Genomic DNA, 22,694 nt, shown 5'->3' with positions numbered 1-22,694 from the left:
AAGGCGTCAGAGGTCGAGGAGGGTTTTGCCGACGGTGGCGCGGGACTCGATGGCGGCGTGCGCGTCGGCGGCCCGGTCCAGCGGGAAGCGCTGCCCGATCAGCGGGCGCAGTCGCCCGGCCGCCGCCTCGGCGAGCACCTGCTTGGTGAACGCGCGCAGCTCGTCCGGCGCGGCGGACGGCCGGAGCAGGGTCACTCCGCGGGCGGCCGCGAGGTCGGCGGGCAGGTCCGCCCAGGCGCCGCTGGCCAGCCCGAAACTGAGCATCCGCCCGCCCGGGCCGAGCAGGTCGAACGCCTCGCGGGCGAGCCGGCCGCCCACCCCGTCGAAGACCACGTCGATCCCGGCGGTGGCGGCGCGTACCCGGGCGGTCCAGTCCGGCTGCCGGTAGTCCACCACCGCGTCGAGGCCGCGTTCGCGGAGCAGGGCCACCTTCCGGGCACCCCCGGCGGCGGCCACGACCCGGGCTCCGGCGGCCGTGGCGAGTTGCGTCAGCAGGTTGCCCACCCCGCCCGCCGCCGCCTCGACCAGCACCCGCTCGCCGCCGCGCAGCCCGGCCGCGTGCACCAGCATGCCGGCCGTACGACCGTCGGCGAGCAGCGCCACCGCCTGGTCCAGCGGCAGCCCGTCCGGCACCGCGAACGGCGCGTCCCGGTCGACCACCACGCGCTCGGCGTACCCGCCGGAGCCGCCGGTGCTGCTCACCACCCGCCGCCCCACCAGCGCCGGGTCCACGCCGGGGCCCACCTGGGTGATCACTCCGCCCACCCCGTTGCCGGGGATCAGCGGCAGCGACCCGGTGAACGGTCCGAACCCGGTCGATCGGAACATGGTCTCCACGAAGGTGAGGTTGGCGTGGGCGACCTCGATCAGCACCTGATCCGGTCCGGGTGCCGGGTCCGGTGCCGCCCCCGGCACCAGCGCCTCCGGGCCGCCGAACTCCCGTAGCCACACCGCCCGCACGCCGCCTCCTCCCGGCCGGGGACGGGTGCCCCGGCGTTCCACCGGCGTCCAGTGGACAACCTCAAGCGGGGATGAGGTCAAGGTCTCAGCCCGTGGACGGGCCGACCCCGGGTGACTCGACCAGCCGGGAGAGCACGATGGTGCTGCGCGACGAGGTGACGAAGGACTCGGCCCGCAGCCGTTCCAGCGCCTCCTCGAGGTGGGCGATGTCGGCGGCCCGCAGGTGCACCAGGGCGTCCGCCTCCCCGGAGACGGTGTAGGCCCCGACCACCTCGGGATGCCGCCGTGCCGCGGCACCGATCTGCGCCGGGGTGGTCCGGCCGGCGCAGAAGAGTTCCACGAACGCCTCGGTGGTCCAGCCGACGGCGGCGGGGTCGACGACGGCCGTGAAGCCGCGGATGACGCCCGCGGATCGGAGCCGGTCAACCCGACGCTTGACCGCGGGGGCGGAGAGTGACACCCGCGCGCCGATGTCCGCGTACGAGGCGCGGGCATCGGCCACGAGCAACGCAATGATTCGCTGGTCAACCGCGTCTATCTGCAACGTTCCGCCTCTGGGAAGCAATGGTTGTGGCTGTTACCAAAGTTGTACCGTACCTACTCTTGGTGACCGTGAACCAGCAGCGAGTCCCGCGAAAGCGGACATACCTCATGTGCTCGCCCGAGCACTTCGCGGTCGAGTACGCGATCAACCCGTGGATGGACGTGACCGCGCCGGTCGACGCGGAGCTGGCGGTCAAGCAGTGGGACCGCCTGCGGGAGACGCTCGTCGGCCTCGGCCACGAGGTGCACCAGCTCAGCCCCGAGCGCGGGCTGCCGGACATGGTCTTCGCGGCCAACGGGGCCTTCGTGGTGGACGGGACGGTCTACGGCGCCCAGTTCAAGCACGAGCAGCGGGCCGCCGAGGCCGCCGCGCACCGGGCGTTCTACGAGGCGAACGGCTGGCGGTTCATCGCGCCGAGCGAGACCAACGAGGGCGAGGGCGACTTCGCGTACCTGCCGGACGCGCACGGCGGGCTGATCCTCGCCGGCCACGGCTTCCGCACCGAGCTGGCGGCGCACGCCGAGGCGCAGGAGGCGCTCGGCCGACCGGTGGTCTCGCTGCGCCTGGTCGACCCGCGCTTCTACCACCTGGACGTGGCGCTCGCCTCGATCGACGACGAGAACATCGTCTACTACCCGGGCGCCTTCTCCGCGGCCAGCCAGAAGGTGCTCGCCCAGCTCTTCCCGGACGCGGTGCTCGCCGACGACTCCGACGCCCTGGCCTTCGGCCTCAACCTGGTCAGCGACGGGCTGAACGTCGTGCTGAACAGCGAGGCGACCCGGCTGGCCGGCAAGCTCAAGGCGGCCGGCTACCACCCGGTGCCGGTCGAGCTGGCCGAGCTGAAGAAGGGCGGCGGCAGCGTGAAGTGCTGCATCGCCGAGCTGCGCCACTGACGCGCACCGGACACCGAGCACGGAAACGGGCGGCCTCCCCGCGGGGAGACCGCCCGTTCGGCGTACGAGGGGTCAGCCGAGTGTGGCCAGCTCGGTGATCACGACGTTCGACAGCATCCGGCCGTCGAGCTGGACCTTCCGCAGGTACCACTTCTGCTGCGGGGTACGCGGCTGGTTGAACTGCCAGGGCCCGCGCGGGCTGTCGATCTGGCCGATCTTGCCGAGCGCCAGGTTGACCTGCTGCGGAGTCAGGTCCCCGCCGGCCAGCCGGATCGCCTTGTCCAGCACCTGCGCGGCGTCGTACGAGGCCATCGCGTAGGTGGTCGGCGAGGTGTTGTTCGCCTTCCGGTAGGCCGAGGCGAACACCCGGTTGGCGGTGTTGTTCAGATCGGCCGAGTAGTTGAGCACGGTCTCGATGCCGTGCTTCACGATCAGCGCCCGCTGCTCGCCGAGTTCCCCGTCGTCCAACTGGCTGAGCACGGCGCCCTCGGTGAGGAAGCCGGGGGCGTAGATCCGGCCCCGGTAGCCCTCGGCGTAGAGCTGCTTGATGAACTGCACCGCCTGGTTACCCGCGTAGTGGCAGAGGACCGCGTCGGGCCACTTGTTGTTCTTCAGCGCCTTGTGGATCGCACCGGAGAAGACCGTCTTGCCCAGCTCGGCCTTGTCCGGGGTGAGAATTTCGCCGTCGATCGGCCGGCGGCCCTCTTCGTAGTAGCCGCGCCGGAAGCCGTCGATGACGTCCTTGCTGCTCGAGTTCGACGGGGCGAAGACCGCGATCCGGCTGGACTTGTCCAGCGACTCCCGCAGGTACCGGCCGAGCGCCTCGCCCGGCTCGTCGAGCACGTACGACGTACGCCAGATGTAGACGACGCTCTGCAGGCTGGCCGGGGACGCGTTGGAGCCGACGAGGGGGACCCGGGCCTGCTCGACGGCGTCCCGGATGCCGGACATGACGGCGGAGCTGACCACGCCGGTGAGCGCGATCACCCCCTCCTTGAGCAGCCGGTCGACGGCGGCCTGGCCGCTCTTGGGGTTCTCGCCCTCCTCGGCCTGCACCACCGTGACCGGGTGCCCGCCGAGCTCCTGGTCGTTGAGACTCAGGAAGAGCTGGAAACCGTTGACGATCTCGTCACCGATGGCCTTGTTCGGGCCGCTTCCCGGCACGATGAGCCCGATCTTGATCGGGCTGCCCGGAGTGCTCGTACCTTCGGTGTCGGAGCCGCAGCCCGCCGCCAGCCCGGTGGTACCCAGCGCGGCCAGCAGTTGAAGGGCCCGCCTGCGGTTCATCTACGACACCGATTCCTTCCCGAAAGGGCTGCCAGGACGCACGCCCCCTCGGGCGTTCTACCTGCTCGGCGACGCTGCGTCAATGGCAGGAAGATCACCGTGTAACGACCGCAACCTGTCGACTACCTGCGGCCATGCCGCCGACTCCGGGTCGATGAGCCCGAAGTGTTCGCATTCCGCCAGCTCAACCAGGGTGGCGGGGGTGTTGGCGGCTCGGGCCGCAGCAACCCAGGCGCGGCTGATCCCGACCGGGACCTGGCGGTCCAGCGTGCCGTGCATCACCACGGTCCGTGCTCGGATCGGCACCAATGCCGATGGATCCGCTGCCGCATACCGGTCGGGCACGTCGGCCGGGCCGCCGCCGAGCAGCGCGGCCACCGCACCACCGTCCAGGTCCAGCCGGTACGCCTCGGCGAGGTCGGCCACCGGGGCCAGCGCGAGCACGCCGCCGACCGTGCCCGGGGCGTGCGCGGCCACGTACAGCGCCAGGTGCCCGCCCGCCGAGTGGCCGACCAGGATCGGTGGGACGGGCGCCACCAGGCCGGGCAGCGCGGCGGCGGCCAGCCTGGGCAGCGCGGCCACCCCGGACAGCACATCGGTGAGGGTGTGCGGCCAGCCTCCGTCCGGCTGACCGGTGCGCCGGTACTCGAGCTGGGCGACCGGGTGGCCGAGCGCCGCCAGCGCGGCGGCCATCGGGCCGGTGTGGGTGCGGTCGTACTCGGCCCGCCAGAAGCCGCCGTGCACCACCACGACCAGCCGCCGGGCCGGGCCGTCGCCGGCCGGCCGACGCAGGTCGGCGAGCTGGTCCGGGTGGTCGCCGTAGGCGACCGTGACGTCCGGCGGCGGGGCCGGCCGGGTCAGCACGGCGCGCGGGTCTGCGGGCATGACGGCGACCGTAGCGCGCCCCGGTCGGGTGGCTCCGGTCCGGTAGCCGATCCCGGCGCGCGCCGACGACCGCGGCTGGGTAAAGATGGGTCCCATGACCGAAGCGCGTTCCGCCGGACAGTACGACGAACAGGACAACGACGGCATCCCCGGCACCGTGGTGGTGGTCGGGCCGGACGGCCGACCGGTCGGCACGGTGCAGACCGACGAGGGGCAGGGCGAGGACCCGACCCGCCTGGTCGAGCAGCCGGCCAAGGTGATGCGGATCGGCAGCATGATCAAGCAGCTGCTGGAGGAGGTCAAGGCGGCCCCCCTCGACGACGCCAGCCGGCACCGGATGCGCGAGATCCACGAGCGGTCGATCGTCGAGCTGAAGGAGGGCCTCGCCCCCGAGCTGCGCGAGGAACTCGAGCGGATCTCGCTGCCCTTCACCGAGGACAAGGCACCCAGCGAGAGTGAGCTGCGGATCGCCCACGCCCAGCTGGTCGGCTGGCTGGAGGGGCTGTTCCACGGCATCCAGGCCGCCCTGGTCGCCCAGCAGATGGCCGCCCGGGTGCAGCTGGAGCAGATGCGCTCCGGGCGGGCCGCGCTGCCCAGCGGCTCCGGCGGGGTGGCCCCGGGGATGCCGGGCATGCCGCCGACCAACGAGGGGCATGCCCCCGGCCAGTACCTCTGACCGGCCGGGGCGCGTCCGCGCCCCGGCGCGCTCAGCCCACCCCGAAGACCTGCTCCAGGTACGCAGCCACGCCGTCGGCCGAGTTCGGGCCGGTCACCTCGTCGGCGATCTCCAGCACGGCGGGGTGCGCGTTGGCGACCGCCACCGCCCGGCCGGCCCAGGTCAGCATCGGTACGTCGTTCGGCATGTCCCCGAAGGCGAGCACGTCCCGCTCGTCGACGCCCAGCCGGGCGGCGTACCAGGCCAGGCCTGCCGCCTTGGTCACCCCGGCGGCGGAGATCTCCACCAAGCCGCTGTACGAGGAGTGGGTCGCCTCGGCCAGCCCCGCCAGGGCCGCGGCCACCACCCGTACGAAGACGTCCGGGTCCTGCTCGCCGGCCCGGGCGAGCAGCTTCACCGCGGGAGCCGCCAGCAGTTCCTCCGGCGACTCCACCGCCCGGATCGCCTCGACGTCGGCGTCCCAGCGCAGCGGATAGTGCACCTCGTGCCGCATCTGCCGGCTGTTCACGATCTCCACCGCGAGGCTCACCTCGGGCACCGCGGCGCGCAGCCGGCGGGCCACCTCGGCGAGCAGTTCGGGCGCGAGCGGGTCGGCCCGGAGCACCTCGTCGGTGGCCGGGTCGTAGACCACCGCGCCGTTCGCGCAGATTGCCGGCAGTGGCTCGGCGAGCTGGTCGTACACGAGTTGGAGCCAGCGGATCGGGCGGCCGGTGACCAGCACGACCGGCGTGCCCGTCGCGGCGATCCGGGCCAGCACGTCGGCGGTGCGTGGGCTGAGCGTCCGGTCGTCGCGCAGCAGCGTGCCGTCGATGTCGGTGGCGATCAGCCGAGGTACCTCTCCCATCACCGGGAGAGTAGCCGGTCCAGGTAGACCGCGACGCCGTCGTCGTCGTTGCGCAGGGTGATCTCGTCGGCCGCCGCGCGGACCTCCGGGTGGGCGTTGGCGACCGCCACCCGCCCCCAGCCGGCCCACGCGAACATCGGCAGGTCGTTCGGCTGGTCCCCGAAGACCAGCACCTCGGCCGGGTCGACGCCGAGCCGCTCGGCGATCACGCTCAGCCCGGTCGACTTGTCCACCCCGGGCGGGCAGATCTCGATGAAGCCGAGGCCGGCCTGGGTGAGCGTGGCCAGCCCCGGCGGGACGATCCGGCGGGCCATCGCCAGCAACTCGTCAACGTGGTGGTCGGCGGTCCGGGCGAACGCCTTGATCACGTCGCAGGAGAGGCACTCCGCGCGGCTGCGCGCCTCGAACCGGTCCTGGTACGGCCAGCTTGCGTGGTAGTCGCCCCAGAGCGGCGCATCGTGCTCGTCGGAGGCCTCCACCATGACGGTCAGCGGCCCGACCGCGGCCTCCAGGTCGGCGAGGATCCGGGCGAGCACGGCACCGGAGAGCCGCTCGTCCCGCAGCACCAGCGGGCCCGCCGGGTCGCTCTGGTCGACCACGCGGCCGCCGCCGGCCATCACCAGGAAGTCGGCGGCGCGGATGTCGTTGCGGGTCAGTTCGGTCAGCCGCGGTCCGCGGCCGGTCGCGCCGACCACCGGGATCCCCGCGGCCCGCACCCGGTCGAGCACCCCGTGGGTGTACGCCGAGACGGTGTCGTCGCTCCGGACGAGCGTGCCGTCGAGGTCGGTGGCGATCAGCTTGGGCAGTCCCGGGCGGGTCATCGTTCCTCCTTCGCCCGCCGCCGTCACGCCGGCCGTCCTGGTCCTCGATGCCGCGGCCGCTGGACGGCGGGCAGCAACCGTATCTCGCGGAACGGGGCCCAACCATGGCTTTTCGGCGAATCGGGCACCAACCCACGGCGGACGTCAGGTGTCCGGCCTCCGGGCACGCCCGGCGTGCCGATCCCGCCGACCCGGCCCGGCGGTTCGGGACGACCGCACCGGTTCCGGACGGTTCAGTGCGGCAGTTCGGGGCGGGCGAACGGGCTGGTGGGCTGGACCGTCAGGTCGGCCGGCGCGGGCAGTTCATCGTCGGCCGACCGGCGCCGGCCCCGGCGGTCGCGATCCGCCGGCGGTGACCCGGCACCGGGCACGTCCTCCCGCTCCGGCGTCGCGGCCACGGCCCGGCCGGACAGGTGCAGCGCGGCGGCGAACAGCACGGTGGCCACGAAGGCGGTGACCAGGCCGCGCCCGTAGTCGACCCGGAACCCGTCCTCCGGCAAGTAGAAGAGGGTGCGCTGACCCGAGTCGTCCAGGGTGACGGCGGCGACGGTCAACAGGGCGAACACGGCCGCCGCGAGGCCGAGGCCGGCCACCCGGGCGTTCTGCCGCGTCGCACCGGTGCCGCCCAGCGCGAGCGCCACCGCGCCGGCCAGACCGAGCAGCCCCACCAGGTAGCCCACCCCAAAGCCGCCCACGTCCCCCACCCCGCCCGGCACCCGGATCATGGTGTTCCCCTCCGGGCCGCCGTTCGGGATGGTCATCACCAACCACTCACCGATCAGCGAGGCGACCGCGGCCACCGCGCCGAGCCCGGCGAGCACCGGCGGCAGGCGGTGGTCGCGAGCCAGTCCGGCCAGGGACCAGCCGACCCGGCCGCTGGGCGACACACTCTCGTCGGCACCCCACTCCACGATGGTCGTGCCGTCGGACCGGTGGTCCTGCCTGGGGATGGGGAGATCCTGGGACATGGGCACCCTTCCGCGTGCGCGGGCCTGCGTCGAATCATGACACAGCCGACGCGCGGCGACGGGGACCGCGAGTCGGCGTCCGGCTCGTCACTGGCCGGTGCGGCGCCGTCCGGTTTCGGTTAGCGTCGGTGGCATGCCTATCCGTACCGCTTCCGCACGCTGGCAGGGCAACCTCACCGAAGGGGCCGGCACGGTCCGCACCGGCAAGGGTGGCCTGACCGGCAACTACTCCTTCAAGTCGCGTTTCGAGGAGGGCGAGGGGACCAACCCCGAGGAGCTGATCGGCGCAGCGCACGCCGGCTGCTTCTCGATGGCCCTCTCCAAGCAGCTCGCCGACGCGGGCGCGACCGACACCTCGGTGGAGACCACCGCCAAGGTGCACTTCGACAAGACCGATGCGGGGATGACCGTCACCCGGATCGACCTGGAGACCGTCGGCCAGGTCCCGGGCATGGACGAGGCCCAGTTCGGCAAGCTGGCCGAGGCGGCCAAGGAGAACTGCCCGATCTCCCGGCTGCTCTCCCCGGGTGCGCAGATCACCCTCAACGCCCGCCTGGCCTCCTGACCCACCGTCGCGCCGCCCGGAGCCGGGGCCAGACCGCGGATCTTGGGGCGTGGGTCCGGGCGGCGCGGTGGGGAAGAATGGGCGGGTGGCCGTGGAGATGAGCCGTGAGCGGTTCGAGGAGCTGGTCGGCGAAGCCCTCGACGAGGTGCCCGAGGAACTGCTCGGGCTGATGAGCAACGTGGTCATCCTGGTCGAGGACAACCCACCACCCGGCGAGGACCTGCTCGGTCTCTACGAGGGGCACGCGCTGACCGAACGGGGCTGGGACTACTCCGGCGTCCTGCCGGACCGCATCCTCATCTACCGGAACCCGATCCTGGGCATCTGTGACACCGAGGAGGACGTGGTGGACGAGGTCGCGGTGACCGTGGTGCACGAGATCGCCCACCATTTCGGCATCGACGACGAGCGGCTGCACGCCCTCGGCTGGGCCTGACCGGACGCGCCGCCCGCTCCGCTCGGCCGATCCCCGGTGTTGCGCGGTTCCCCTAATCTGCGGGCAGGCACATCCCGATGCAGGAGGAAACCCATGCGCAGCGCGCTGTTCTCCGCGGAGAACCTTGAGAAGGAGTCCCAGCAGCCGGGCATGCGGCTGCAGAACTCCAAGATGCTGAAGATCGAGCTGAACGGCGAGGCGATGGCCCGGGTCGGGTCCATGGTCGCCTACCAGGGGCAGGTGCAGTTCCAGGCGCTCGGCTCCGGCGGCATCGGCAAGTTCATCAAGCAGCGACTCACCGGTGAGGGCGTCCCGCTGATGAAGCTCACCGGCCGGGGCGACGTCTTCCTCGCCGACCTCGCCAAGGACGTACACATCATCGACCTGGAGCCCGGCGACGCCCTGTCGATCAACGGCTCCAGCGTGCTCGCCTTCGACTCCACGCTGAGCTACGACATCAAGATGGTCAGCGGCATGGGCTTCGCCGCCTCCGGCCTGTTCAACTGCGTCTTCACCGGCCACGGCCGGATCGCCGTCACCACCGAGGGCACCCCCGTGGTGCTCAACGTGGACGCCCCGACCTACGTCGACCCGCAGGCCGCGGTCTGCTGGTCGGCCAACCTGCAGACCGGCTACCACCGGGCCGAGCAGCTCGGCCTCGGCACGCTGATCGGCCGCCGCACCGGTGAGGCGTTCACGATGAGCTTCGCCGGTCAGGGCTTCGTCGTGGTCCAGCCGTCAGAGGAGCGGCCGGTGCCGGGCAGCGGTGCCCAGCAGGAGCAGGGCGGCCTGCTCGGCGGGCTGCTGCAGTGACCGTCGGGTGCGCGGGACGCCGGTCCTGGTGTCCCGCGCACCGTCAGCTCAGCTCCCCCGCGCGCAGGCGGGACAGCCAGGCCGCCGCGTCGGCGTAGTCAGCGTCGGAGAGGCCGGCCGGGGCGGGGACCGGGCGGTCGCTCACCGCCGCGGTCCAGCGGTGCCGGGGGTACGACCCGAGGAAGCGCACGCCGGCACAGACGCGGTGCAGCCCCTGCAACGCCTCGCCGAGGCGCACGTCGGCGACATGCCCCGTGCAGTCGAGGAAGAAGACGTACCGGCCGAGCGCCTCGCCGGTCGGGCGCGACTCGATCCGGGTCATGTTCACCCCGCGTACGGCCAGCTCCATGAGCACCGAGAGCAGCGCGCCGACCCGGTCATGGGCGATGTAGATCGCCAGCGACGTGACGTCGTCGCCGGTGGGCGGCGGGGGTGGGCCCGGGCGGGACACCAGCGCGAATCGGGTCACCGCGTCCGGGTGGTCGGCGATCTTGTCGGCGAGCACGGCCAGCCGGTGCCGGGTCGCGCCGATCGGGGCACTGATGGCCGCGTCGTACTCGCCGGCGGCCGCGCCCGCCGCGGCGGCACCGTTGGAGAGCACGTCGATCACGGTCGCGTCGGGCAGGTGGTCGCGCAGCCAGCCCCGGCACTGGGTGGACGCCTGCGGGTGTGCCGCCACGCTGCGCACCTCGGCCAGCGAGGCCCCGGGCCGGGCCGCGAGCACGAACTCCACCGGCAGGATCACCTCGCGGGTGATCACCAGCGGCTCGCCCTCGGCCAGCTCGTCAAGGGTCACCCCGACCGCGCCGCCGATCGAGTTCTCCAGCGGCACCAGTGCCGCGTCCGCCTCCCCGGCCCGTACGGCGTCCAGCGCCTCGCCGACGCTGCGGGCCGGCGTACGGCTGCCGCGCTCGGCGGCGGGCACGGTACGCAGCGCCTGCTCGGCGAAGGTGCCCTCGGGACCCAGGTAGACGAAGCGGGTCGGCGGTGTTCCCGGCATGGCGACCAGCCTACGCACCAGGGGTGCCGTCGCAGGCCAGGGTGCGGATACCTGATGGGGCGATCGTGCGCACCTCGACGCCGCAGACGTCCGTCCCCGCGGTCACCAGCTCCAGGTCGGTGGGTTTGCCCCGGGTCACCACCTGGAGTTCCTCGTGCCCGGTCACCTGCAGCACCGTGTACTGCCATTCCTCGGCGCAGAGCGGCCCGGTCCGGACCGTGACCCGGACGCCGCGGGACAGCACCCGGGCCGGCCCGCGCAGCAGCGACACCACCCGGTCGCCGGAGGGGCCGTCGCGGCAGGGCGTCGCGGCCTGGCCGGTGGGGGTGGGGGCGAGGGTGGCCGGAGCGCTCGGCGTCCCGGTCGGCGGGGTCGGGGTGGGTACGCCGGTGGCGGTCGGGACGGGGGCGGTGGGGGTGGTCGACTGCCGCAGCTCCGGCGGGGTGCCGCAGGCGCCGAGCAGCAACGCGACCAGGACGGCCGGGATCGCCGGCAGGGTGAGCCGCGCCGCCGGGGCGGTCAGTGGGCGGCGGGTGGAGGGGCTGGGTGAGGTGGGGGGCACGGTCCGATCCTCGGCACGACGGACGTCATTGCGGCCGGCTGGCCGAGCCCATCGTAGGAGGATCTTCCGACCGGGTGAAGGTCACGCGTGGAACCGGTGCCCGGCCCGCTCCAGCGCGCTCGTGGCCTCGGCCAGCCGCACCGCGGGCACCAGCACGTGGTCGGTGTCGTACGTGGAGAAGGCCACCACGTTGACCCGGGCCCGGGCGAGCGGGTCGACCAGCGCGGCGAGGGTGCCGGTGACCGGCGCGTCCTGCGGGCCGACCAGGCGCAGGCAGCGCCAGTCGGTCTCGACGTCCGCGTGATCGGGCACCCGGCCGGTCGGGCAGATCAGCGAGATCCCGTCGGCGGTCCAGCTCACCGTCACCACGTCGGCGGCACCCAGGTCGCTCCAGACCTGTGGCGGCAGCGTGGTGCCGGCCGGCAGGCGGCACACGGCGTACTCGCCGGGCAACAGAGCGACATCGAGCATGATGGCACCTTACGGCCTCGGTGGGGGCCGGCCCCAGCATCGCCCAGTGCGGCGAAGGCCACATCGCCGCAGGTCAGACCGCCGAAAAGAAGGTCAACGAGCCGGCCACCTCGCCCTCGGCGAGCACTGGCGTGGAGATGGCGTCCACCGTGGTGCCGGCGTCGGCTCCGGGGCCCTGGACCCGGAGCAGGCCCCGGGCCAGCCGGCCGGAGTGTAGGGCGAGCAGCGGCGGGATCTTGTCGGTCTCCTGCTCGGTCAGCTCGCTCGGCTGGGCGCTGAAGTCGACCAGGCGCAGCCCGCCCTCCAGCAGCGGCCGTCCGATCACGTCCTCGGGCGCACCGAGACAGAGCAGGTCGCAGCCCGCCAAGGAGATCGCCACCACGGTGGTGTCGGCGTCGATCAACAGGCACGGCTCGGCGGCCCGGGAGACCGTGCCGGACCACTGGCCGAAGTTGTCGAACTCCTGCTCGGTCGGTGTCCCCGCCGCGGGCACGAGCACTTCCGAGAGCGAGAGTTCGACGTGGGCCACCGCGCCTCCTATGTACACCGACGGTCTGTCCACGCTAGCCGGTCGTCACGACGACCGCCCGACCGCGCTGGATCCTCCGGCCGCCGGTGCCGCTCGGCTGCGGCGGAGCCGTGGAACAGGTGTCGGTGCGAAGAGTGCCCGGTGTCGGGCGGCCGGCGACGGCGCGGGCCGACGGAACCACCGGGGCGGGTCCGTGGGCCGCGTGGCGTCGCCGGAGACGTTACCGGCGGGCGGCCCGCTTGTCAGCGGCCGTTCGGCCCTCGTCGTACCACCGGTAGTCGGCTGCTGGACGGTACGTGCCGTTGAGCCACGTCGACGGGTGCTGGGCGACCCGGGAGAGCTTCTCGGCGGTGGCCGGGCTGATCCGGTTGCCGGCCGCCACGAGCAGCCGGTCCAGCTCCCGGTGGGTGGCCATGAGGCAGTCCTTCGGCAGGCCGTAGACGCTGATCACCCCGGAGCCGACGAAGGTCAGCACCGGGGTGACCGGGATGGGCAGGCCGACCGCCTCGGAGAGCGCCTTGCTGGCCCGCTTGGCGTCCCGCCGGGCCTCGGCCACATAGGGCGGACGCTTGCCGTTGATCTGCACCACGTCGCCGGCGACGAGCACGCGGGCCCGGCCGTGGTCGGCGATGGTGACCGCGAAGAGACCGCTCGGCCCGATGGCGAGGAACCCGGCCCGCTCGTCCTGACCGCGATCGAGGAGCACGTCCGCGACGTCCGTCCGGGGCCACTCGATGACGTGCCAGGCCGGACCGAGGTGGTTGAGCTGGCCGAGCGCGCGGGCGCCGGCCGCCTCCAGCCGGCGGGCGCCCCGCTCGGCCCGGCGGCGACGGGCCCACTCGAGTGGTGTCGGTCGGGCCGGCTCGAGCACCGGGGTGGCCTCGACCCGGGGCGGTGGCACCGCCACGGGTGGCAGGGCTCGGGTGGGTACGGCTTGACGAGCGGGAAAGACAGTCATCGCGACCTCCGGCAAAAGGTCCCTCGAAGTTACGTCTTCACTACCCTACGTTGCGGACCCCGGTGGTCGGCAAGTTGGAGCACCGGAATGAGTGCGGATGAATGCCATATTCATTCACACTTCTTTTCCGGATGGTGCGGAAGCCCTGCCCTACGCTGCGAAGGTGACCCACTACGTGGACAGCGAGGTCGCCCGGCTCGGCACCGTGCTGCTGCACCGCCCCGGGCCGGAACTCGCCCGGCTCACGCCACGCAACAACGACTCGTTGCTGTTCGACGCTATCCCATGGGTGGGGCGGGCGCAGGAGGAGCATGACGCGTTCGCGGCCGCGCTGCGCACCCGGGGCGTGGAGGTGCTCTACCTGTCGACGCTGCTGGCCGAGACGCTCGCCCTGCCGGACGCCCGGGCGGAACTCACCGAACTGGTGCTGCGCTCGCCCCGGCTGGGCGACACGCTGCGCCGGCGGGTCGCCGACCATCTCGGATACCTCGACCCGGCCGCCCTGGCCGACGTGTTCATCGCCGGGCTCGCCCACGAGGAGCTGCGGATCGGCCGGGACCGGCCGGGCGGTCTGGTCTGGACACTGATGGACCGGCACGACTTCGTCATCGACCCGTTGCCCAACCTGCTCTTCACCCGGGACTCCTCGGTCTGGATCGGGGACCGGGTCGGGGTGACCAGTCTGGCCATGCCCGCGCGGCGGCGGGAGAGTGGGCTGACCGACGCCATCTACCGGCACCATCCGCGCTTCGCCGGAACGCAGTTCGTCTACCACGCCGAGCTGGAGCACCTGGAGGGTGGCGACGTGCTGCTGCTCGCGCCCGGCGTGCTCGCCGTGGGAGTGGGCGAGCGGACCACCCCGGCCGGGGCGGAACGCCTGGCCCGGCAGGTCTTCGCCGCCGGCCTGGCCCACACCATCCTGGTCGTCCCGATCGCCCAGGAGCGGGCGACCATGCACCTGGACACCGTCTGCACGATGGTCGACGTGGACGCCGTGTTGATGTACCCGAACATCGCCAGCTCGCTGTCGGCGTACACGATCATCGCCGGGGTGGACGGCGACGAGCCGCGGGTCGACGGCCCGGCGCCGTTCCTGCGCGCCGCCGCCGACGCGATGGACCTCGACCAGCTCCGGGTGATCGACACCGGCCTCGACCCGGTCACCGCCGAGCGGGAACAGTGGGACGACGGCAACAACACCCTCGCCCTCGCGCCCCGGCTCTGCGTGGGCTACGAGCGGAACGTGGAGACCAACGCCCAACTGGAACGGGCCGGCATCGAGGTGATCGCCATCGGCGGCTCCGAGCTGGGCTCCGGCCGGGGCGGGCCGCGCTGCATGTCCTGCCCGCTGGTCCGCGAGCCGCTGCGCCGCTGACGACGACGGGCCCCGGTCGACACCGGGGCCCGTCGAGCGAAGGATCGGGTCAGCGCAGGGTGAGTTGGCGGCCGAGGAGGCCCTGGCGGGCCCGGCGCCCGGCGGCGTCCAGCGGCGCCTGCTCCTCCAGCGCCTCGGCGTACCGCTTGGCGAACTCGGTCACCGGCTCCTCCCACTCGGCGGCCGGGACCTCCTCGGGCAGGTCCCAGACCGGCACCAGGCGGCCGTGCGCCCGGAACATGCCGGCGAACCGGGTGCGTTCGCCGAGGGTCAGCGTGCCGGCCACGCTCAGCCGGGACAGCGCGTCCAACGCCGTGTCCTCGTCGTCCGGCAGGACCCAGCGCACGTGCGCCTTCTCCGGCACCTGGCACCAGTACGCGGCCCGCGCCGCCGCCAGCTTCACCGTCGGGTAGACCGCCGCGTTGGCCCGCTCCAGGGACGCCTGCACGGTCGGGTCGTCGGCCGCCCCCGGGTCGAGCCAGAACTCGAACCCGTCGTGCATGGTGATCTCCAGCGGGCCGTCGACCAGGATGTCCTGGAGGCGGGGGCCCGGACCGGGCAGCGGCGGCACCGCCACCTGGCCGCCCGGTTCGGTACGCAGCGCGCAGAGCAGCGCGTCGGCCAGGTCCCGGGAGACGTCGCCGGACTGCTGGTGCCGCTGGAGCCCGATGAAGACCCGCCCGTCCGGCTTGGTCATCGCCGGGGCGGCCATCGGCAGCACGGTGGCCAGGGTGACCGGTCGGTCGCCGTACTCCTCGACCAGCTCGGGGGTCAGCCGCAGCGGCGCGGAGGCGGCCGGGACCAGCTCACGCAGGGCGATCCACTCCGGCTCGTCGGCCAGCCCCTCGAACGGTCGGGGCACGAAGACGTCGCGCACCTTCTCCCGCCTCGGGGTGGCTTCGGCGGCCCGCTGGCTCTTTCGACGCTTGCTCACGCGCCCGCCTCGCTTCGCTCCGCGGCCGCATGAGCCGCTATGGCACTGCGCCTGATGATTCGCTCGCTGCGCCCGCTCATGCAGCCGCCTCGCTTCGCTCCGCGGCCGCATGAGCCGCCACGGCACTGCGCCTGATGATTCGCTCGCTGCGCTCGCTCATGGCGACACAGCCTAGATGCCGGAGAAGACCGGTGGGCGCAGGACCCACCCCTCCCGGGGGCTCCGCTCAGCCGGCGATGGCCAGGCCCGGCTGGGCAGCGACGGCCGGGTCGAACTCGGCCCAGACGCTCTGCCCGAGGCCGTCCCGCTCGACGCCCCAGCGACTGGACAGGCCGGCGACGATGTGCAGGCCGCGCCCGTCGATCGCGTCCGGGGTGGCCGCCCGGAGCAGCGGGCCCGAGGCGGAGCCGCCGTCGGTGACCCGGAGCTGTACGCAACGGCCGTTGGCCGTCGGCCGCAGCCGCCAGGCCACCCGGACCACGCCGCCGGGCAGCGGGTCGGCGTGCCGGACGGCGTTGCCCACCAGCTCGGCGAGGACCGCGACCAGGTCGGCCAGCAGGACCGGGGGGACGACGTCGGCCAACTCGCTGGCGAGCCGATGCCGGGCCAGGCGTGCACCGGTGGCGTGATGGGGCACCACCACGCACCACGACCGTTCGGCCGAACCCGTCGACACCGTGTTCCTTCCACCCCCCGCTGCGCCCGGGTCACCCCCGGGGCAGCCGCACCTCTGCGACCGTACCCCCACCGGCCCTCGGTCGGAGGGATACCCATCCATTCTGTTGTTCAACGATCTGGCGGACGAGATACAGCCCCAGTCCGGCCCCCGGATAGCGCCGGCGGTCACCGGACTCCCCCTGCCAGAACCGGTCGAACGCCCGCTCCACGTGTTCCGGCCGGATGCCGATGCCCCGGTCGGCGACCCGGAAGGCGACCATCCGGCCGCTCGCCTCGGCGGACACCTCGATCGGGGTGTCCGGCAGCGAGTACTTCCCGGCGTTGGTGCTCAGCTCGGTGAGCACGGTGGCCAGGCTGTGCCGGTCACCGAGCGCCTTGGGCAGGTCGACCGGCAGGGCGAGGACGATCCGGTGCCGGACGTCCGCCGGCAGGTCCGACACCGCGGCCCGCAGCGCGTCGGCGAGGTCGAACGGCGCGGCCGGCTCCCCGCCGGGCCGGCTCTCGGTGGCGGCGGTGAGCAACCGGTCGACCAGCCGGGCCAGCTCGTTGGCCCGTTGCCCGATGATCCGGGCGGCGTGCCGCCGGTCGTCGTCGCTGAGCGACTCCCAGTGGTCGGTGAGGGTGTCCGCGTACCCCTTGATCACGGTGACCGGGGTACGCAGCTCGTGGCTGGTCACCGCGACGAAGAGGTCCCGGTCGTGGTCGCGGCGTTGCTGGTCGGTGATGTCGCGGAAGGTGACCACCCGCAGCGTGCCCGGGCCGGGCAGCTCCCCGGAGGTGATCCGCAGCCAGCGGCCGTCCGGCATCCGGTGGTCGAGCACCTGCCCGGGCGGGGGCAGCGGGAACGGGAGCGGACGGTTCAGCGCGTCGGCGGGCGGGTGGCCCGTCACCTGAGCGGCCGCCGGGTTCCAGAGCCGTACGTGGTGTTCCCGGTCCACCACGGCCAGGCCGTCGGCGAGCGCCGCCACCACCGGGCCGTCGCCGTGCACCGGCAGGCCGGTCTGGTCGCCGTACATGTGGGCGATGCAGGCGGCGATGTAGCCGAGGACGGCGTGGTGGGAGTCGTCGAGCGCGGCGCCGGCCGGGTAGAGGGCGTGCAGGCTGCCCACGGTGTGGCCGCCGACCTCGGCCCGCGCCGCGATCATCCGGCGCAGGCCCCGCCCGGCCACCTCGTCGGCGAGCGCGCTCGGGATGCGGTCGACGCGGACCTCGCGTACCGGTGGGCCGGTGAGGAGGCAGACGGTGGCCGGGTCGGTGGCCGGCAGCGGGCGGCCGATGAGCGACTCGGCGGTGCCGGTCGCCGCGATCACCCGGCCGCCGGCGGGGGCGAACTCCACGAAGGCCAGGCTGGCCGCGCCGACGGCGGGCTGGACCACCCCGAGCAGCCGGGTGAGCACCGGCAGGCCGGACTGACCCGAGTTGATCATCTTGAGCACGCTGTCGTGGCCGGCGATGAGGGCGGCGTAGTCGGTTCGCTCCGGCATGTCCCGAGTGTGCCGCGCCGACCGGTCCGGGAACACCCCTCGCCCGCGCGGGCGGGATCGGCGGTGGGCCGGTGCGACCCGGCTCAACGGCCCAGCCGGGCCAGCGCCCGGGCGGGCCGGTCGGTGATCACGCCGTCCACCCCGGCGGACAGCACCAGTTCGAGGTCCGTCGGCTCGTTCACCGTCCAGACGTAGACCTGGTTGCCGGCGGCGCGCAGCGCGGGGACGAGCTGCGGCCGGGCCCGGACCAGGCCGATCCCCGGGCCGGCGATCCGGGTGCCGAACGGCAGCCGACCCAGCCGCAGCCAGCGCGGGAGCACCTCCAGCAGCAGCACCGTGGGCAGGCCGGGCGCGAGGTCGCGGATCCGGCGCACGGCGAGCGCCGAGAAGGACATCACGGTGACCCGGACCGGATCGTCCGGTCCCGGGTCGGCCAGGCCGTACCGGCGCAGCAGGCCGACCAGCCGGCGTTCCACGTCCCCGCCGTACCGGGAGGGGTGCTTGGTCTCGATCAGCAGCCGGACCGGCCGGCCGGCGGCCAGCACGGCGTCGAGCAGCCGTTCCAGGGTGAGCAGCCGGGTGTGCGACTCGTCGAGCGGTTCGTCCCCTTCAGCCGCCATTCCGCCCGGATGCCAGGAACCGAAGTCGAGCAGCTCCAGCTCGGCGAGCGTGCGCGCGCTGACCAGCCCGTGACCGTTGCTGGTCCGGTCCAGCCGGCGATCGTGCACGCAGACCAGATGGCCGTCCCGGGTCAGCCGGACGTCGCACTCCAGCCCGTCGGCCCCCTCGTCGAGCGCGCGCAGGTATGCGGCGAGGGTGTGCTCGGGCAGGTCGTACGAGGACCCGCGGTGCGCGAACACCAGGGGCGTGGTCATGCCGCCGGGCTCCTCAGGCGACCCGGCCCGGCTGCCCGTCGTCGGTGACCACCGGGCGGCCCGCGGCGGCCCAGTCGCCCATCCCGCCCTCGACGTTGCGCACCCGGTCCCAGCCGTTGCGCAGGAGGTACGCGACGACCTGCGCGGATCGCCCGCCGGAGCGGCAGATCACCGCCACCTCGCGGTCGTCCGGCACCTCGGCCAGCCGGCCGGGCAGCTCGGTCATCGGCAGGTGGTGGGCGGCCGGCGCGTGGCCGGCGGCCCACTCGTCGTCCTCCCGGACGTCGAGCAGGTAGGTGTCGTCGGGCACGGCCGACGCGGGCACGCTGGGAACCTGAGGTCCGAACACGGCTACCTAGCCTAGACCTCAGGTTCGGTCAGAGCCGGTTGACCCAACGGGGATTCGCCCCGGCCCATTCCGGCATCCGGGTGTCCCGTACCGCGTCGAAGAGGCCGTTGCCGCCGTTGTCCAGCACCACGTAGGAGACCTCGCCGATGTTCTGCGGATACGAGGGCACCTGCACGCCGTGCAGCGCGTCCGGGGGCAGCGACCGGAGCGCGAAGAGCAGGTCCTCCAGCGGTACGCCGTTCGTGTCCACGGTCAGCGCGCCGCCGACCGCCCGGATCACCCGGTCCAGCTGTACCGGGTCGTTGCGCAGGTGTGTCTCGCCGGCCTTGTCGAGCACCGCGCGGAGCATCTGCTGCTGGTGCCGCTGCCGGTCGTAGTCGCCGCCGGGCAGGTCGTAGCGCTGGCGGACGTAGTCCAGGGTCCGGGTGCCGTCCATCTGCTGGCAGCCGGGGGTGAACAGGGTCTTGGTGTGGATCGAGCGCACCTCGGTGTCGACGCACATCCGGATCCCGCCGAGCAGGTCGATGACCTGCTTGAAACCGGAGAAGTCGACCAGCGCGGCGCCGTCGAAGCGCAGGCCGGTGAGCTGGCCCAGGGTGGCGGAGAGCAGCCGGGCGCCGGCCTCACCGCCGCCGCCGTGCTCGTACGCCGCGTTGACCTTGTCCTGGCCGCCGCCGTAGCCGGACGCCGCCGGGATGGCGACCAGCAGGTCACGCGGGATGGAGATCAGGTACGCCTGCCGCATCCCGGCCGGGACGTGCACGATGAGGATGCTGTCCGAGCGCTGGTCCTCGGGATTGGCACCGGGCCGGTGGTCGGAGCCGATCAGCAGGTAGTTGAGCCCGCGGGACAGGTCGGTACGCGGCTGCCGGGCCGCCGGGGCGAGCAGTTGCTGCTTTCCCACCGCGTGGTCGTACCGGTTGGTGAGCCAGTGCAGCCCCGCCACGCCGAGCGTGGCGAGCAGCACCAGGGCGAGGCCGGCGCCGAGGAGGAACCGGGGCCAGCGGACGGGTCGACCCCGCCCGCGCCTGGTCCGTCCTGGCCTGAACGTGACAGCCCTCCCCCACAGCCCTGACGTGAGACCCGCTCACCTCAGGCTACGGGGCCGGAGCCCCGGCGGTGGCCGCTTTCGCCGCAGCCACCGCGGGTCAGGCTCACTTCCGGGTGGAGAGGACCTCCGGGTTCGCGGCGACGAAGTCGGCGAGCTTGTCCTCCTTGACCGCCTTGAACATCTGCCTGCTCAGGTCGTTGAGGGACTCCCGGCCGTTGCTGTTGGTGGCGTACGTGCCGCCGTTGGTACGCAGCGTGACCAGGTCGTTGCCGCTGAGGCCCTTGAGGGTGAAGACGAAGTCTTCGACCTTCACGCCCCCGGTGTCCAGCATGAGCGACTCGCCGGCCGCCTTGATGATCTGGTTCAGCTTGATCGGGTTGGTCAGCATGCCGCTGTCGCTGGCCTTCTTCGCCATCGCCTTGATCAGTTGCTGCTGGTTCTGCTGGCGGCCGTAGTCGCCGCCCTCCACGCCGTAGCGCTGGCGGGCGAAGTCGAGGGCCTCCCAGCCCTGCATCTCCTTGCAGCCCTTCTTGTGCACCACCGGCGTCATCGGCTTGCCCAGCTTCTCGGCGTCCGAGTTCCACTTCGGCTTGCCGTCGACGTACGACATGTGCTTCGACTTGACCTCCTGGCTGACGCAGATCCGGACGGTGCCGAGGGAGTCGATGACCTTCTTGAAGCCGCCGAAGTTGATGATCGCCGCGCCGTCGAAGCTGATCCCGGTCATCTGCTTGATGGTCTTGGCCATCAACTGCGCGCCGCCCTCCCAGCCGCCACCGTTCCGCGCGCCGAATTGGAAGGCTGCGTTGATCTTCTCGGTGCCGTGCCCCGGGATCTCCGCCTCGGTGTCCCGGGGGATGGAGATCAGATACGCCTGGTCATGGCTGGCCGGGATGTGCAGGATGATGATGCTGTCCGACCGCACGTCGTCGGCGGCCCAGCTCGCCCGGGCGTCGACGCCGAGCAGCAGCATGTCGATCGGGCCGTCCAGGTTCTTGCCGCCCTCGGCCTCGCTCTTGCCCGCGTCGCCGAGCAGGCTGCCCTGCTTGATGTTGCTGGTGGCCTGGCCGATCACCGCCTTGCTGCCGACGATCGCGACGCCGCTGGTCATCATCAGCACCGCGCCGAAGATCAGCGTGAGCCGGGCCCAGAGCGGGTCCTTGCGCTTGGCGCGCCGCTTCGTCTTGATGGGACCGCGACCGCCCGGTCCGGGCTGGGTGGGGATGATCGGCGGCACCCGCCCGGGTGCGCCGGGATCCAGTGACGGAGGGCGACGGCTGGTCTGGACCGGCATGCGTGCTCCAGCTCGATGATCGGGGGCGGGACCACTGTACGTATCCGTACCCGTTCCCGCGACCTCGTGCGCGGGCTATCCCCACACGTCCCGGCACTCGACCAGGCAGATTGCCCGAACGGACAATTGAGATCAGCCGATCGGCGGTTGGCTCACGGTGGTGAGCCTCGGCCGCCGAGCGGCGCGGTGCGCCCGAGCGGGATCAGTTGCCGGTGGTGTCGCCCGGCTGGTTGGCCTTCACCCACTCGGTCATCGTGTCCGACGCGATGGCCTGGTACATGGCCAGCGCCTTCTCCCGGTCGGAGACCACCACCGACTGGCCGTCGATGGTCTGGCCGCCGAGGTTCGGGCTGGTGACGAAGGTCAGGTTCTCGCCTCGCAGGTTCCGGAACTCCAACGCCATGTCGGTCAACGAGAAACCCTGGTCGACGGTGACTGCGGCGGTCACCGCCTTGAGGAAGTCGTTCAGCTTCTTCGGGTTGGTCAGGGTGCCGGTGCTGGCCGCCTTGTCCATCAGCGCCTTGAGGAACTCCTGCTGGTGACGCATCCGAGCGAAGTCACCCTCGGGGAACTGCTTGCGCTGCCGCACCCAGTCGAGGGCCTCGGCGCCGTTCATGTGGTTCATGCCCTTGGTGAACTTCCGGTACGGCTTGTGGATCGAGGTGATCGTCCGTTCCACCTTCAGGTCGACCCCGCCGAGGGCGTCGGTGACCTCCTTGAACCCGGCGAAGTCGATCGCCATGACGTGGTCGATCCGCACGTCGGTGAAGCACTCCACGGTCTTCACCGCGAGTGGCAGGCCGCCGAACGCGAACGCCGCGTTCACCTTGTTGCGCTGACCGGAGTCGCAGGACGCGCCCGCGTTCTGCGGGATCGGGACGTACAGGTCGCGGGGGATGGAGACCAGGTAGGCCGTCTTGTGGTCGGCCGGGATGTGCATGAGGATCATGGTGTCCGCGCGCCACTCGCCGGCCTTGTCCATCGGCGCGTCCGGGTCCCGGGAGTCGGTGCCGGCCATCAGGATGTTGAGCGCCCCGTCGACCTTCTTGGCCGGCCGTCCGCCGGTGATCGCCGAGAAGGGGTCGGTCCGGGCCAGATCGTTGTCCAGGTTGCGCGCGTAGAGCCAGGCACCCGCGCCGCCGAGCAGCGCCAGCACCAGCACCGCGACGCCCGCCACCAGGCCGATGCGGCCCCAGCGCGGGCGCGGGCCGGGCCGGCGCGGAGCGCCGGGACCGCCCGGGCCGCCCGGCCCGGCGGGTCCACCGGGGCTGCCGGGTCCACCGGGGCGAGGCTGCTCCTCGTCGTACGACGGGTACCGGCTGGCGTCGGTCGGGCGGGCGCGCCCGGTGGTGCTCCGACCGGGGCCGGGCACCTGGGCGCGCCCCGCGCTCCGACTGACGTACGGGAAGGGATCGTCGGCAGACGTGGTCGCTGACATGTAC

26 protein-coding genes are annotated in these 22,694 nt (G+C 72.9%); 6 read left to right on the top strand and 20 right to left on the bottom strand.

From position 1 onward, the window contains the following. Window positions 1–6 precede the first annotated feature (6 nt). Window positions 7–960 (bottom strand): zinc-binding dehydrogenase, encoded by a 954-nt coding sequence (locus ACFYML_RS17570; RefSeq protein ID WP_387421598.1) that lies wholly within the window; start codon window positions 958–960, stop codon window positions 7–9. An 85-nt stretch (window positions 961–1,045) separates the two neighbouring features. Continuing rightward, window positions 1,046–1,504, bottom strand: coding sequence for an Lrp/AsnC family transcriptional regulator (locus tag ACFYML_RS17565; protein WP_387421597.1), 459 nt, complete (start codon window positions 1,502–1,504; stop codon window positions 1,046–1,048). 59 nt (window positions 1,505–1,563) lie between these two features. Here ACFYML_RS17565 and ddaH point away from each other — a divergent pair, with 59 nt between their 5' ends. After that, window positions 1,564–2,397 carry a dimethylargininase gene (gene ddaH / locus ACFYML_RS17560; protein ID WP_198940428.1) on the top strand — a complete coding sequence of 278 codons (834 nt, stop codon included), beginning with the start codon at window positions 1,564–1,566 and terminating at the stop codon, window positions 2,395–2,397. Between the two features lie 72 nt (window positions 2,398–2,469). Here ddaH and ACFYML_RS17555 read toward each other — a convergent pair whose 3' ends face one another. Next, window positions 2,470–3,684 carry an ABC transporter substrate-binding protein gene (locus tag ACFYML_RS17555; RefSeq protein WP_387421596.1) on the bottom strand — a complete coding sequence of 405 codons (1,215 nt, stop codon included), beginning with the start codon at window positions 3,682–3,684 and terminating at the stop codon, window positions 2,470–2,472. Between the two features lie 57 nt (window positions 3,685–3,741). Beyond that, a complete protein-coding gene (locus ACFYML_RS17550; protein ID WP_387421595.1) occupies window positions 3,742–4,569 on the bottom strand; it encodes an alpha/beta hydrolase family protein in 828 nt (275 codons plus the stop codon). A gap of 85 nt (window positions 4,570–4,654) precedes the next feature. Here ACFYML_RS17550 and ACFYML_RS17545 point away from each other — a divergent pair, with 85 nt between their 5' ends. Continuing rightward, window positions 4,655–5,245: a bacterial proteasome activator family protein gene (locus tag ACFYML_RS17545; RefSeq protein ID WP_387421594.1), complete on the top strand. Its 591-nt coding sequence runs from the start codon at window positions 4,655–4,657 to the stop codon at window positions 5,243–5,245. A 31-nt stretch (window positions 5,246–5,276) separates the two neighbouring features. Here the strand turns inward: ACFYML_RS17545 and ACFYML_RS17540 are convergent, their stop codons facing one another. The 3 genes from ACFYML_RS17540 to ACFYML_RS17530 form a co-directional block, all read right to left on the bottom strand. Next, window positions 5,277–6,089, bottom strand: coding sequence for an HAD family hydrolase (locus ACFYML_RS17540; protein WP_387421593.1), 813 nt, complete (start codon window positions 6,087–6,089; stop codon window positions 5,277–5,279). Next, window positions 6,089–6,910, bottom strand: coding sequence for an HAD family hydrolase (locus ACFYML_RS17535; protein WP_387421592.1), 822 nt, complete (start codon window positions 6,908–6,910; stop codon window positions 6,089–6,091). Before ACFYML_RS17535 ends, ACFYML_RS17540 begins: the two co-directional genes overlap by 1 nt. A 233-nt stretch (window positions 6,911–7,143) precedes the next feature. After that, window positions 7,144–7,878 carry a hypothetical protein gene (locus ACFYML_RS17530; RefSeq protein ID WP_387421590.1) on the bottom strand — a complete coding sequence of 245 codons (735 nt, stop codon included), beginning with the start codon at window positions 7,876–7,878 and terminating at the stop codon, window positions 7,144–7,146. A gap of 133 nt (window positions 7,879–8,011) precedes the next feature. Here ACFYML_RS17530 and ACFYML_RS17525 point away from each other — a divergent pair, with 133 nt between their 5' ends. From ACFYML_RS17525 to ACFYML_RS17515, 3 genes are all read left to right on the top strand, one after another. After that, window positions 8,012–8,443, top strand: coding sequence for an OsmC family protein (locus ACFYML_RS17525; protein ID WP_350932250.1), 432 nt, complete (start codon window positions 8,012–8,014; stop codon window positions 8,441–8,443). Between the two features lie 91 nt (window positions 8,444–8,534). Beyond that, on the top strand, window positions 8,535–8,879 hold the full coding sequence (locus ACFYML_RS17520; RefSeq protein WP_198940440.1) for a metallopeptidase family protein: 345 nt from the start codon (window positions 8,535–8,537) through the stop codon (window positions 8,877–8,879). A 93-nt stretch (window positions 8,880–8,972) separates the two neighbouring features. Beyond that, window positions 8,973–9,692, top strand: a complete 720-nt coding sequence (locus ACFYML_RS17515; protein ID WP_357434367.1) for an AIM24 family protein — start codon at window positions 8,973–8,975, stop codon at window positions 9,690–9,692. A gap of 43 nt (window positions 9,693–9,735) precedes the next feature. Here the strand turns inward: ACFYML_RS17515 and pheA are convergent, their stop codons facing one another. The 5 genes from pheA to ACFYML_RS17490 form a co-directional block, all read right to left on the bottom strand. Further along, window positions 9,736–10,692 carry a prephenate dehydratase gene (gene pheA, locus ACFYML_RS17510; protein ID WP_387421589.1) on the bottom strand — a complete coding sequence of 319 codons (957 nt, stop codon included), beginning with the start codon at window positions 10,690–10,692 and terminating at the stop codon, window positions 9,736–9,738. Between the two features lie 10 nt (window positions 10,693–10,702). Continuing rightward, window positions 10,703–11,254, bottom strand: coding sequence for a hypothetical protein (locus ACFYML_RS17505; protein WP_387421588.1), 552 nt, complete (start codon window positions 11,252–11,254; stop codon window positions 10,703–10,705). A gap of 81 nt (window positions 11,255–11,335) precedes the next feature. After that, window positions 11,336–11,725 (bottom strand): ACT domain-containing protein, encoded by a 390-nt coding sequence (locus ACFYML_RS17500; protein ID WP_387421587.1) that lies wholly within the window; start codon window positions 11,723–11,725, stop codon window positions 11,336–11,338. A gap of 73 nt (window positions 11,726–11,798) precedes the next feature. Next, a complete protein-coding gene (locus tag ACFYML_RS17495; RefSeq protein WP_073837027.1) occupies window positions 11,799–12,254 on the bottom strand; it encodes a hypothetical protein in 456 nt (151 codons plus the stop codon). A 220-nt stretch (window positions 12,255–12,474) separates the two neighbouring features. After that, window positions 12,475–13,212 carry a hypothetical protein gene (locus tag ACFYML_RS17490; RefSeq protein WP_387421586.1) on the bottom strand — a complete coding sequence of 246 codons (738 nt, stop codon included), beginning with the start codon at window positions 13,210–13,212 and terminating at the stop codon, window positions 12,475–12,477. 163 nt (window positions 13,213–13,375) lie between these two features. Here ACFYML_RS17490 and ACFYML_RS17485 point away from each other — a divergent pair, with 163 nt between their 5' ends. Further along, on the top strand, window positions 13,376–14,587 hold the full coding sequence (locus ACFYML_RS17485) for an arginine deiminase (RefSeq protein WP_387421585.1): 1,212 nt from the start codon (window positions 13,376–13,378) through the stop codon (window positions 14,585–14,587). 49 nt (window positions 14,588–14,636) lie between these two features. On the opposite strand, the gene ACFYML_RS17480 is transcribed toward ACFYML_RS17485, so the two are convergent. The 8 genes from ACFYML_RS17480 to ACFYML_RS17445 all read right to left on the bottom strand — a co-directional run bounded on the left by ACFYML_RS17480 (window position 14,637) and on the right by ACFYML_RS17445 (window position 22,690). Next, window positions 14,637–15,521: a DUF5926 family protein gene (locus ACFYML_RS17480; RefSeq protein WP_387421584.1), complete on the bottom strand. Its 885-nt coding sequence runs from the start codon at window positions 15,519–15,521 to the stop codon at window positions 14,637–14,639. Window positions 15,522–15,747: 226 nt separating this feature from the next. Next, window positions 15,748–16,197 (bottom strand): ATP-binding protein, encoded by a 450-nt coding sequence (locus tag ACFYML_RS17475; protein WP_387421583.1) that lies wholly within the window; start codon window positions 16,195–16,197, stop codon window positions 15,748–15,750. Window positions 16,198–16,228: 31 nt separating this feature from the next. Next, a complete protein-coding gene (locus tag ACFYML_RS17470; protein ID WP_387421582.1) occupies window positions 16,229–17,683 on the bottom strand; it encodes an ATP-binding protein in 1,455 nt (484 codons plus the stop codon). An 83-nt stretch (window positions 17,684–17,766) separates the two neighbouring features. Further along, window positions 17,767–18,558 (bottom strand): glycerophosphodiester phosphodiesterase, encoded by a 792-nt coding sequence (locus ACFYML_RS17465; RefSeq protein ID WP_387421581.1) that lies wholly within the window; start codon window positions 18,556–18,558, stop codon window positions 17,767–17,769. 13 nt (window positions 18,559–18,571) lie between these two features. After that, window positions 18,572–18,907 (bottom strand): rhodanese-like domain-containing protein, encoded by a 336-nt coding sequence (locus tag ACFYML_RS17460; protein WP_387421580.1) that lies wholly within the window; start codon window positions 18,905–18,907, stop codon window positions 18,572–18,574. Between the two features lie 28 nt (window positions 18,908–18,935). Further along, complete coding sequence (locus ACFYML_RS17455; RefSeq protein WP_387421579.1) at window positions 18,936–19,874, bottom strand: LCP family protein; 939 nt, start codon at window positions 19,872–19,874, stop codon at window positions 18,936–18,938. A 187-nt stretch (window positions 19,875–20,061) separates the two neighbouring features. Beyond that, window positions 20,062–21,252, bottom strand: a complete 1,191-nt coding sequence (locus ACFYML_RS17450) for an LCP family protein (protein WP_387421578.1) — start codon at window positions 21,250–21,252, stop codon at window positions 20,062–20,064. 202 nt (window positions 21,253–21,454) lie between these two features. Continuing rightward, on the bottom strand, window positions 21,455–22,690 hold the full coding sequence (locus tag ACFYML_RS17445) for an LCP family protein (RefSeq protein WP_387421577.1): 1,236 nt from the start codon (window positions 22,688–22,690) through the stop codon (window positions 21,455–21,457). Between the last annotated feature and the right edge of the window lie 4 nt (window positions 22,691–22,694).

Source organism: Micromonospora sp. NPDC007230 (assembly GCF_042869115.1).
Lineage (GTDB): Bacteria > Actinomycetota > Actinomycetes > Mycobacteriales > Micromonosporaceae > Micromonospora.
The sequence above is the reverse complement of the archived record's forward strand: the minus strand, read 5'-3'. Positions and strand labels throughout refer to the sequence as shown.

Excerpts from the sequence above, each read along its gene's own strand:
- ACFYML_RS17555 (WP_387421596.1), bottom strand. The coding sequence starts at position 3,684 with ATGAACCGCAGGCGGGCCCTTCAACTGCTGGCCGCGCTGGGTACCACC.
- ACFYML_RS17550 (WP_387421595.1), bottom strand. The coding sequence starts at position 4,569 with ATGCCCGCAGACCCGCGCGCCGTGCTGACCCGGCCGGCCCCGCCGCCG.
- ACFYML_RS17545 (WP_387421594.1), top strand. The coding sequence starts at position 4,655 with ATGGGTCCCATGACCGAAGCGCGTTCCGCCGGACAGTACGACGAACAG.
- ACFYML_RS17540 (WP_387421593.1), bottom strand. The coding sequence starts at position 6,089 with ATGGGAGAGGTACCTCGGCTGATCGCCACCGACATCGACGGCACGCTG.
- ACFYML_RS17535 (WP_387421592.1), bottom strand. The coding sequence starts at position 6,910 with ATGACCCGCCCGGGACTGCCCAAGCTGATCGCCACCGACCTCGACGGC.
- ACFYML_RS17530 (WP_387421590.1), bottom strand. The coding sequence starts at position 7,878 with ATGTCCCAGGATCTCCCCATCCCCAGGCAGGACCACCGGTCCGACGGC.
- ACFYML_RS17525 (WP_350932250.1), top strand. The coding sequence starts at position 8,012 with ATGCCTATCCGTACCGCTTCCGCACGCTGGCAGGGCAACCTCACCGAA.
- ACFYML_RS17515 (WP_357434367.1), top strand. The coding sequence starts at position 8,973 with ATGCGCAGCGCGCTGTTCTCCGCGGAGAACCTTGAGAAGGAGTCCCAG.
- pheA (WP_387421589.1), bottom strand. The coding sequence starts at position 10,692 with ATGCCGGGAACACCGCCGACCCGCTTCGTCTACCTGGGTCCCGAGGGC.
- ACFYML_RS17500 (WP_387421587.1), bottom strand. The coding sequence starts at position 11,725 with ATGCTCGATGTCGCTCTGTTGCCCGGCGAGTACGCCGTGTGCCGCCTG.
- ACFYML_RS17490 (WP_387421586.1), bottom strand. The coding sequence starts at position 13,212 with ATGACTGTCTTTCCCGCTCGTCAAGCCGTACCCACCCGAGCCCTGCCA.
- ACFYML_RS17470 (WP_387421582.1), bottom strand. The coding sequence starts at position 17,683 with ATGCCGGAGCGAACCGACTACGCCGCCCTCATCGCCGGCCACGACAGC.
- ACFYML_RS17465 (WP_387421581.1), bottom strand. The coding sequence starts at position 18,558 with ATGACCACGCCCCTGGTGTTCGCGCACCGCGGGTCCTCGTACGACCTG.
- ACFYML_RS17450 (WP_387421578.1), bottom strand. The coding sequence starts at position 21,252 with ATGCCGGTCCAGACCAGCCGTCGCCCTCCGTCACTGGATCCCGGCGCA.
- ACFYML_RS17445 (WP_387421577.1), bottom strand. The coding sequence starts at position 22,690 with ATGTCAGCGACCACGTCTGCCGACGATCCCTTCCCGTACGTCAGTCGG.